The following is a 9,447-nucleotide window of genomic DNA, read 5'->3' as shown; positions in this document are numbered from 1 at the left end:
CGCGGCGCCCTGCGTCAGGGAGACCAGACCCGACGCGATCGCGGCGAGCTGATCGGCCCGATCGGCCGGAAAACCCGCCGACGCCGCCAGCGGCAACCCGTCGGACGAGACGACCACCGCGTGCGCGACCCCCGGAACGGTACTGACGAAGTCGGTGATTAACCAGTCCACCCCGCGTGCCGCGTGGCTCAGGTCATTCACGCGCCCTCCTCCCTACTGTTATTCCTGGGCCCGGACCCGTACGTCCTGCCCTCGCTGATGTCGTCGCGCGCGGCCCGGAAGCCCTGCTGGAAGCTGGACAGCCGGCTGCGTACACGTTCTGGTGAGACCGCCGGCATGGGTGCGACGCCCTTGGGCGCCGAGACGGTGTCCGCCGAGCCGGGCACCAGGTTGGCCTTGGGCACCCGCTTGGGCAGCCCGGCCGCCGTCGCGCCGTCGCGCACCGGCTCCCGTACGGCCTCGGCCCTGCTCCAGCCCGCGTCGGCGTTGGCGGAGCCCCATGTGGCGTTGGCCTCGGCCGCGTTGTGGTCGAACCAGGCCGACTCCACCGAGGCGAAGATCGGCAGGTACTCGTCGCCGGCCGAGGCCGGCTTGACGGCGGGCATCGGGCCGGTCGCGGCCGACTCGGTCTCGGGGAAGCTGTTGAAGGCGTTCTGGGCAGGCAGCGGCTGCTCGGGGCCGCGCAGCCACGGGCGGGTCTCGTCGGGCAGCGCGCCGCGCTGGGGCAGGCCGCTCTCGCGCTGCGGCAGCCCGCTGTCGCCGGTCATGGGGCCGCGGGAGGTCACCCAGACGTCGTTGGAGGAGTCGGCCGACATCCAGCCGCCGGCCTCGGCGGGGAAGGCGGGGCCCGACGCCCACGAGCCGCCGCCCTGCGGGAGGGGCTCCGACGACGGGTACGACGGATAGGACGGGTGCCCGGGGCCGAGCTGGTACGACGTGGCGGGCCACGGACTGGCCGCGGCGGGCTGCGGCGTCTGGAACGCCTCCCGGGGAGCGCCCCCGCCGGCGGCGGGGGTGGCGGCCGGCGGCGGGGCCTGGGCGCCGAGCAGCGACTCGGGGATGAGGACCATGGCGGTCAGGCCGCCGGAGCCGTGCGGGCGCAGCTGGACGCGGATGCCGTGCCGGTGCGCCAGCCTGGCGACCACGAACAGGCCCATGCGGCGCGAGACGGATACGTCCACGGTGGGCGCGTCGGTCAGGCGCTCGTTGGCCTGGGCCAGCTCCTCCGCGGTCATGCCGATGCCGGAGTCGCTGATGGACAGCATGATGCCGCCGCCGTCGATCCGGCTGCCGGAGACGGGGACGCGGGTCTCGCGCGGCGAGAACGACAGCGCGTTCTCGATCAGCTCGGCGAGCAGGTGGATGACGTCGTTGACGGCTTGGCCGGCGATGGAGACGCCTTCCGGCACCTCCAGCACGACCCGTTCGTAGTTCTCGACCTCGGAGAGGGAGGCGCGGGCGACGTCGACGAGCTTGACGGGCTGGCTCCAGCGGCGCGGCGGCTCCTGGCCGGCGAGGACGAGCAGGTTCTCGCTGTTGCGCCGCATGCGGGTGGCGAGGTGGTCGAGCTTGAACAGGTTGCCGAGCCGCTGCTCGTCCTGCTCGCCCTGCTCCAGGCCGTCGATCAGGGTGATCTGCCGCTCCACCAGCGTCTGGCTGCGCCGCGACAGGTTCACGAACATCGCGTTGACGTTGCTACGGAGCCGGGACTCCTCGCCGGCCAGGCGGACCGCCTCGCGGTGGACCTCGTCGAAGGCCCGGGCGACTTCACCGATCTCGTCCCTGGAGTTGATCTCGATGGGCGGGACGCGGAGCTGGTCGGGGTCGACGTCGGTGCTGCGCAGCTGGCGCACCAGGTCGGGCAGGGTGTGGCCGGCGATCTTCAGGGCGTCGCCGCGCAGGCGGCGCAGGGGGCGTACCAGCGAGCCGGCCATGAGGGCGGTGATCGCGAGGACCAGGATCAGCAGCGCGATCACGATGCCGATGTTGATGGCGGCGAGCTGCCGGTCGCTGCTGGCGACGTCGGTGCTGCGGGTGGCCACCTGCTCCGACAGCGACTTCTGCACCTGGTGGAGCCGGTCGACGGTCTCGGAGATCGCGTCGAACCAGCTGTCGGTGTCGTTGACGGTCTTGTTGTCGAGCCGGCGCAGCGACTGGCCGTTGTTGTTGAGCAGCACGGCGCGGCTGATGTAGAGCTCGGCCAGGCCGATCTTGCGGCTGGCGACCGTGTTGTCGAAGTTCTGGCGCTGGGCGGCGGTGGCGACCGAGAGGAACGTGTTGCGCTCGCTCTCACGGCGGGAGCGGGCGTCGAGGAAGGCGTTGAACTCCGGCTCCTCGAACCGGCCGCGGACCAGCGCGATCGTCAGCAGCGCGCGCTGCTTGGACGCCTGTTCCTCCGCGCGGGCGACGGCGCGCAGCGCGGCGGCCGTCGAGTTGAGCTGCTCGTCCGTGGAGCCCTGGCCGAGCTCGTCGTACATCTGCAGCATGTCGGCGATGGTCTCGGAGTACTTCTCCACGGTGGGCAGCGGCGGCAGCTCCGAGCCGCTGACCGTCTGGCGCAGGGACGCGAGCTGGCTGAGCCGGACCTCGATGCGGTCGAGGATCCGGCGCCCCAGGTCCGACAGCGACGGCTCGACGCTCTTGGCCAGCTCCTTCGTGCGGGTGACGCTGGCGTCGACGATGCCCTGCTGGCTCTTCAGCTTGTCGTCGTCGCGCCGGCCCTCGGCGACGAACCGGGCGGCCTGGTCGCGCTCCATGCCGAGATCGCGGGCGAGCTCGCCGAGCTGGGCGACCAGCCGTCCCGAGTCGCTGATGAGCTGGTACTGCTGCGCGCTGGAGATCGAGGTGGTGACGCGCAGCGCGCCCAGGATCACGGCCACGATCGTGGGAATGGCGATGAGAGCGATGAGGCGGGTGCGCACACGCCAGTTGCGCAGCGCGAAGGAGCTGCCCGAACGGGGCGGCTGCGGCGGCTGGGGCGGCGCCGCACCGCCCGCAGGCTCTTCCGGAACGTCCGGAGCGCTACCACGACCGGAGCCGGTCGTTGTTGTCCTCACTGGTGGCAACCTCTCGCCATGGCCTGCTTTAGGGGGGTCTCAGCGGCTTCGTCACACGGACGAGTGATCGCAGGCAAGTTCGAGGCCCAATTTGAGCACAAACCTCATAGTTAGGCCAACGTCTCGGCCGTTTTCAACCGTTCCAACTCACACATTGTTCAGGTGGCAAACCCCCGGACACGGAGCGCAACCAAGCCGCCAAACCGGACATTTGGTCACTAAACACCCTTAATGACACTATTTACATCTATAGCGGTGCACAGTCATATTTTGTTGATAAACCTCATAAACGTGGCATAGTGCTGCCGTTCCGATCTCCCCTCCGGTACGCTTCACGCCCGGCAGCCTGTGCCGATCTCCAGAAGACTTCCCCCTGGTAGGAGACTCCCCCCATGACACGCAAACTGCGCTGTCACGCCATTGTTCTCGGCGTCACAGTCGCTCTCACCCTTGCCGGCTGCGGTGGTTCCGGCGACTCCGCGAACACCGCTGCCAACAGCGGCGGCTTGGAGAAAACCAACATCACGGTCGGGGCGCTCCCCATTCCGGACCCGGTGTCGCTCTACATCGCGAACGCCAAGGGCTTCTTCAAGGAGGAGGGCCTGACGGTCACGCCGAAGACGATCACGGGTGGCGCCGCGGCCATTCCCGCGATCGAGAACGGCTCGCTCGACATCTCGCAGACCAACTACGTCTCGACGTTCATGGCCGTCAGCCAGGGCAAGAAGATCAAGCTGGTCGCGGACATGTACCAGGCCGCCCCGAACACCTTCAACATCATGGTGCCGAAGGACTCGCCGATCAAAACGGTGGCGGACCTCAAGGGCAAGACCGTTCTGGTCAACAACCTCAAGAACATCGCCCAGCTCGCGGTGACCTCGCAGCTCAAGGTGGCCGGCCTTTCCGAGACCGACGTCAAGTTCGTCGAGAAGCCGTTCCCGGAAATGGGCAACACGATCCAGAGCGGCCAGGCCGACGCGGGCTGGATCACCGAGCCGTTCATCACCGCGAACCAGAGCAAGTTCGGCTTCCGCAAGCTGGTCGACACCATGACGGGCCAGACCGCCGACCTGCCCATCGCCGGCTGGATGGCCACCGAGGAGTGGGCGTCGAAGTACCCGAAGACGCTGGCCGCCTTCCAGCGGGCCATCTCCAAGGCCCAGCAGCTCGCCTCCAGCGACCGCAAGGAGATCGAGGCCATGCTGCCGAAGTACACGCAGATCGACGCGAAGACGGCCTCGGTGATCACGCTGGGCGCGTACCCCAGTGAGCTGAACGCCAACCGCCTGCAGAAGGTCGCCGACCTCATGCTCGAGTACGGCTACCTGAAGAACCCGATCGACGTGAAGTCGGTCATCGCGGCCCCCGCCGCAGGCTGATGATCCGTGCACGACTGCTCCGCGGCGCCATCGGCGCCGCGGGCTTCCTCGTTCTCGGGGAGCTGGTCATCCGCTTCGGGATCGGTGACAAGCTCGACTTCCCCGCCCCCTCGGCCATCCTGTACGAGGCCGTGCGCCTGCTCGCCGACCCCGAGTTCCTGGCCGGCGTCGGCACGACCCTGACGAACTGGGTGCTCGGCCTGCTCCTCGCCACCGTCATCGCCGTCCCGGTGGGCGTGCTGCTCGGCGCGCTGACGCCGCTGGAGCGCGCCATCCGGCCGGTGCTGGAGTTCATGCGCCCGATCCCGTCCGTGGCGATCATCCCGCTGGCGATCCTGCTGATCCCGGTGGACGAGCTGATGAAGATCTCGGTCATCGTGTACGCCTCCGTGTGGCCGATCCTCATCAACACCCTGTACGGCATGCACGACGTCGACCCGCTGGCCAAGGAGTCGCTGCGCAGCTTCGGCTTCGGCCCCCTGGCGGTGCTGGCCAGGGTGAGCCTGCCCAGCGCGGCCCCGTTCGTCGCGACGGGGATCAGGATCGCGGCCGGCATCGCGCTGGTCCTGGCCGTCAGCGCCGAGCTGCTGGCCGGCGGCTTCAACGGGATCGGCGTCTTCGTGGCCGTCGCCGGCAGCGGCAACAGGACGGACCTCATGATGGCGGCCACGTTCTGGGCCGGCGTCATCGGCGTGCTCGCGAACGTGCTGCTGATGGCCGGCGAGCGCCGCCTGTTCCACTGGCACCGGATGCGGACGGGGGCGGCGGAGTCGTGAAGACGCTCACCAGGTTCCTGGCGGTCCCGATCGTGCTGGTGGTGTGGGAGCTGGTGACCCGGGCGATCGGGGACACCGATTTCCCGCCGCCCACGACGATCGTCGCCCGCATGTACGAGCTGTGGTTCTCCGGCCCGGTGAGCCGGGTCTTCCTCACCGACGACGCGATCGCCAACATCCTGCCCAGCCTGGGCCGCATGTTCGGCGGCTGGATCCTGGCCGCGGTGATCGGGATCGCGGTGGGCATGCTGCTCGGGCGCTCGCGCGCGGCGACGGACTACGTGGACCCGCTGATCGAGTTCGGCCGGGCGCTGCCGCCGCCGCTGCTGATCCCGGTGTTCCTCGTGGTCACGGCCGGGCTGTCGTCCGAGGCTGTGAGCGGGGTGCTGATCACCCAGCTCTCGACGATCGTGTTCGGCGTGATCTGGCCGGTGCTGCTCAACTCCATCGACGGGGTCAGGGCGGTGGATCGCACCTACACGGAGACGGCGCGGGTCTTCAACCTGACGAAGGCGCAGTACGTACGTGTGGTGCTGCTGCCCGCCGCCTCGCCGAAGATCTTCGCCGGGCTGCGGCTGAGCCTGTCGCTGGCCCTGATCATGATGGTGATCAGCGAGCTGCTCGGCGGCAGCGACGGCGTCGGCTACCAGCTCCTCCAGGCGCAGCGCAGCTTCGACGGCGCGGGCGTGTGGGCGGCGATCGCGCTGCTCGGCATCCTCGGCTACGTCGTGAACTCCCTGTTCGTGCTGGCCGAGCGGCGCGTGCTCGTCTGGCACCGGCAGGCCACCCGCAACCCGTGATCCCTCTGGAAGGACACATGCCGCATTCCGATGACCTCCTGTGGGGAGCCGTAGGAGACATCTCCCGCTTCGCGGCCCTGCTGACCATGGCCGAGCTGGGCCTGGCCGACCACCTCGCGCACGGCCCGCTGGGCAGCGCGGAGCTGGCCGAGCGCGCGGGGGCGCACGCCCCCTCGCTGCGCCGGGTCCTGCGCGAGCTGGCCAGCATGGGCGTGGTCAAGGTGGCAGGGCCGGACGCGTACGACCTGACCGAGAAGGGCACGGCCCTGCGCTCGGACGTGCCCGACTCGGTCCGCTCCTCGATCCGCATGCTCGGCGAGGAGAGCTTCTGGTACGCCATGGGCATGCTGCCCGCCACCGTGCGCGACGGCGACTCGGCGTTCATGAAGCGCTACGGCCCCCTCTACGACCACCTCGCCAGGAACCCGGACGTCAGCCGGCTGTTCGACGACTACATGACCGCCAGGGCCATCCCCTTCACCGAGGGCCTGGCCAAGCGGTACGACTTCCCCGCGACCGCGACGATGGTGGACGTGGCCGGCGGCAAGGGCCACATCCTGGCCACGGTCCTGCACGCCAACCCGCAGATGCGCGGCATCCTGTTCGACCTCGGCTACGTGACCGAGCACGCCAGGCAGACCCTGGAGGCCGAGGGCCTGGCCGGCCGGGCGGAGGTCGTGGCCGGCGACATGTTCGCCGGGGTTCCAGCGGGCGGCGACATCTATTTGCTGGCCAGCGTCCTGCACAACTGGGACGATGACGACGCGGTCAAGATTCTGCGTAACGTCCGCGAGGCGATGAACCCCGACGGGCGCGTCCTCATCCTTGAGGTGGTGCTCCCCGACAGTGAGGAGCCACACCTCGGCAAGGACATTGACATGCGGATGCTGGCGATCTTCAATGGCGGCACCGAGCGCAGCCGCGAGGAGTACGCCGCCGTGCTCGACCAGGCGGGGCTGGCGCTCAGCGACGTCGTCGAACTCGGCTCAGGCGCCAACCTCATCGAGGCCAGGCGCCGCTGACCTTTCTCCAGCCTCCGCCGGACCACCGGACTCAGAAAGGCAGTCGCGATGCAACTGGCCAGGATCGTAGTCGCGGGCATGGCAGTGGCGCTGGCACTCAGCGCGTGCGGAGGCGGAGGAGGGCAGGGGCGGACGGGCACGGGCGGCACCGCGTCCGCCGGGGGGCTGGAGAAGAGCGAGCTCCTGGTCGGCGTGGTGCCGGTCCCGTCCTCGGCGTCGCTGTTCATCGCCGAGAAGCGGGGTTTCTTCAAGGAAGAGGGCCTGACGGTCAAGACCGAGATCATCCAGGCGCCGACGGCCGTCATGCCGAAGATCGTCAACGGCAGCATGGACGCGTTCATGACGAGCTACGTGGTGCTCATGACCATCAACGACTCGGGCGCGGCCAAGCTGAAGCTGTTCCAGCACACCATGGGCGGCGCGCCGAACGTCTCCGCCGTGGTCGTGGCGAAGGGCTCGCCGATCAAGACGGTCGCCGACCTCAAGGGCAGGACGGTCGCGGTCAACGTGCTCAAGGCGCTGGGGCAGACCGTGACCAACGCCCACCTCCAGGCCGCCGGGGTCAAGCCGGAAGAGGTCAAGTTCGTCCCCGTGTCGTTCGCCGACCAGCTCGGCGCGCTGTCCACGGGCAAGGTGGACGCGGCGTGGCTGGTGGAGCCGTTCCTCAGCGCGGCCAAGAAGAGCGGCGCCACCCAGATCGTCGACACCACCAGCGGCGTCACCGCGGGCGTGCCGATCGACGGGTGGGGCGTCACCGAGCAGTGGCTGACCAAGTACCCGAAGACGGCCGCGGCCTTCCACCGGGCGCTGGCCAAGGCCCAGCAGATCGCCGGCGCCGACCGCAAGGCCATCGACGAGGTCGTGCCGACGTACACGCAGATCCCCGCCGACACGGCGGCGGCGATGACGCTCGGGACGTTCACGATGGAGCCCGACCGGGCCAGCGTGCAGAAGCTGGCCGACCTCATGTACGGCTACGGCTACCTGAAGAGCAAGGTGGACGTGGGCGGGCTCTTCGCGTCGGTCGGCTGATGATCCGTCGTCGAACCGGGCGCGGCGCCGTCAGCGCCGGGCCCCGGCGGGACGTGCTCGGGCTCGCCGGGGTGCTGGGGTTTCTCGCCGCCGCCGAGGTGGCCGGGCGGACGGGGCTGATCCCGGACTTCCTGCCGTACGTCTCGCACGTGCTCGCCACGGCGGCCACGCTGCCGCTGGACGCCCAGTTCAGGGCCGACGTGCTGGCCACGCTCGGCCCGTGCCTGGCCGGGCTGGCGATCGCGATCGCCGTCGCCGTCCCGGCTGGGCTGCTGTTCGGGACGGTGCCGTTCATGGAGCGCTCGGCGCGGCCGCTGGTGGAGTTCCTGCGGCCGATCCCGTCGGTGGCGCTGATCCCGCTGGCGGTCTTCCTCTTCCCGGAGGGGCACGACGCCAAGACCGCGCTGGTGGTCTACACCTGCTCGTGGCCGCTGCTCATCAACACGATGTACGGCCTGAGCGACGTCGACCCGCTCGCCAAGGAGACGCTGCGCAGCTTCGGCTTCGGCCCCCTCGCGGTGGCGCTGCGGGTGAGCCTGCCGAGCGCGGCGCCGTTCATCGCGACGGGCGTGCGGATCGCGGTGGCGGTCACCCTGATCGTGGCCGTGAGCGTGGAGCTGCTCGCGCCGGGTGGCGGCGGCATCGGGGCGTTCCAGTCGCTGGCGGGCAGCGCCAACCGGCTCGACCGGGTGCTGGCGGCCACCGTGTGGGCGGGCGTGCTCGGGCTGGCGGCGAACCTGCTGTTCACGGCCGGTGAGCGGCGGCTGTTCCGCTGGCATCACGCGCGGACGGGGGCGGGCACGTGAGCCTCCTGCGGCGGGTGGCGTGGTACTGGCTGCTGCCGGTGGCGGTCGCGGCCTGGGAGCTGGTCACGCGGGCGGCGCAGGCCACGTACTTCCCGCCGCCGTCGCAGATCGTGGCGCGGCTGCGCGAGCTGTGGTTCTCCGGGCCGCCGTCGCGGGCGTTCCTCACCGACGAGGCCGTGGCGGACCTGGTGCCCAGCCTGTCCAGGCTGTTCACCGGGTGGTCGATCGCGTGCGCGGCCGGGGTGCTGCTCGGGGTCGTGCTCGGGCGCTCGTCGTGGCTGTCGGGGCTGGTGGAGCCGCTGGTGCACTTCGGCCGCTCGGTCCCGCCCGCCGCACTGCTGCCGGTGTTCCTGGTGCTGTTCAAGGTGGGCACGCCGATGCAGCTCGCGTCCATCGTGTACGGCGTCGTCTGGCCCGTGCTGATCAACAGCATGGACGGCGCCCGCCATGTCGACCGCCAGTACATCGAGACGGGCGCCGTCTACCGGCTGAGCCGGTGGCAGCGGCTGACCAGGATCATCCTGCCGGCCGCGGCCCCGAAGATCTTCGCGGGGCTGCGGCTGAGCGTGTCGCTGG

9 protein-coding genes are annotated in these 9,447 nt (G+C 70.1%); 7 read left to right on the top strand and 2 right to left on the bottom strand.

The window, feature by feature from the left end; genetic code table 11:
• Together HCN51_RS57030 and HCN51_RS57025 are read right to left on the bottom strand one after the other, a co-directional pair.
• Positions 1-201, bottom strand: a 201-nt coding sequence (locus HCN51_RS57030; protein ID WP_168011501.1) for a roadblock/LC7 domain-containing protein, incomplete at its 3' end; no start/stop codon positions are given.
• A complete protein-coding gene (locus tag HCN51_RS57025; protein WP_168022118.1) occupies positions 198-3,056 on the bottom strand; it encodes a nitrate- and nitrite sensing domain-containing protein in 2,859 nt (952 codons plus the stop codon). The genes HCN51_RS57030 and HCN51_RS57025, both read right to left, overlap by 4 nt.
• A 506-nt stretch (positions 3,057-3,562) precedes the next feature.
• Between HCN51_RS57025 and HCN51_RS57020 the strand changes: the two genes are divergently transcribed.
• The 7 genes from HCN51_RS57020 to HCN51_RS56990 form a co-directional block, all read left to right on the top strand.
• A complete protein-coding gene (locus tag HCN51_RS57020) occupies positions 3,563-4,435 on the top strand; it encodes an ABC transporter substrate-binding protein (RefSeq protein ID WP_168022117.1) in 873 nt (290 codons plus the stop codon).
• Positions 4,435-5,211 (top strand): ABC transporter permease, encoded by a 777-nt coding sequence (locus HCN51_RS57015; RefSeq protein ID WP_080042348.1) that lies wholly within the window; start codon positions 4,435-4,437, stop codon positions 5,209-5,211. Before HCN51_RS57020 ends, HCN51_RS57015 begins: the two co-directional genes overlap by 1 nt.
• Complete coding sequence (locus HCN51_RS57010; protein WP_168022116.1) at positions 5,208-6,011, top strand: ABC transporter permease subunit; 804 nt, start codon at positions 5,208-5,210, stop codon at positions 6,009-6,011. The genes HCN51_RS57015 and HCN51_RS57010 overlap by 4 nt, the downstream gene beginning before the upstream one ends.
• Before the next feature lie 17 nt (positions 6,012-6,028).
• Positions 6,029-7,033 (top strand): methyltransferase, encoded by a 1,005-nt coding sequence (locus tag HCN51_RS57005; RefSeq protein ID WP_168022115.1) that lies wholly within the window; start codon positions 6,029-6,031, stop codon positions 7,031-7,033.
• Positions 7,034-7,111: 78 nt separating this feature from the next.
• Entirely contained in the window at positions 7,112-8,065 is a 954-nt protein-coding gene (locus HCN51_RS57000; RefSeq protein WP_168022114.1) for an ABC transporter substrate-binding protein, read from the top strand.
• Complete coding sequence (locus HCN51_RS56995; protein ID WP_168022113.1) at positions 8,065-8,871, top strand: ABC transporter permease; 807 nt, start codon at positions 8,065-8,067, stop codon at positions 8,869-8,871. The genes HCN51_RS57000 and HCN51_RS56995 overlap by 1 nt, the downstream gene beginning before the upstream one ends.
• Positions 8,868-9,447, top strand: a 580-nt coding sequence (locus HCN51_RS56990; protein WP_346434188.1) for an ABC transporter permease, incomplete at its 3' end; no start/stop codon positions are given. The genes HCN51_RS56995 and HCN51_RS56990, both read left to right, overlap by 4 nt.

Origin of the sequence: Nonomuraea composti (genome assembly GCF_012034275.1) — a bacterium.
Taxonomy (GTDB): Bacteria; Actinomycetota; Actinomycetes; order Streptosporangiales; family Streptosporangiaceae; genus Nonomuraea; species Nonomuraea composti.
This window is presented reverse-complemented; position numbering and strand designations above follow the sequence as displayed.

What these genes read in the sequence shown, in the direction of transcription:
- HCN51_RS57015 (WP_080042348.1), top strand. Translation starts at nt 4,435, where the DNA reads ATGATCCGTGCACGACTGCTCCGCGGCGCCATCGGCGCCGCGGGCTTC.
- HCN51_RS57000 (WP_168022114.1), top strand. Translation starts at nt 7,112, where the DNA reads ATGGCAGTGGCGCTGGCACTCAGCGCGTGCGGAGGCGGAGGAGGGCAG.
- HCN51_RS56995 (WP_168022113.1), top strand. Translation starts at nt 8,065, where the DNA reads ATGATCCGTCGTCGAACCGGGCGCGGCGCCGTCAGCGCCGGGCCCCGG.
- HCN51_RS57005 (WP_168022115.1), top strand. Translation starts at nt 6,029, where the DNA reads ATGCCGCATTCCGATGACCTCCTGTGGGGAGCCGTAGGAGACATCTCC.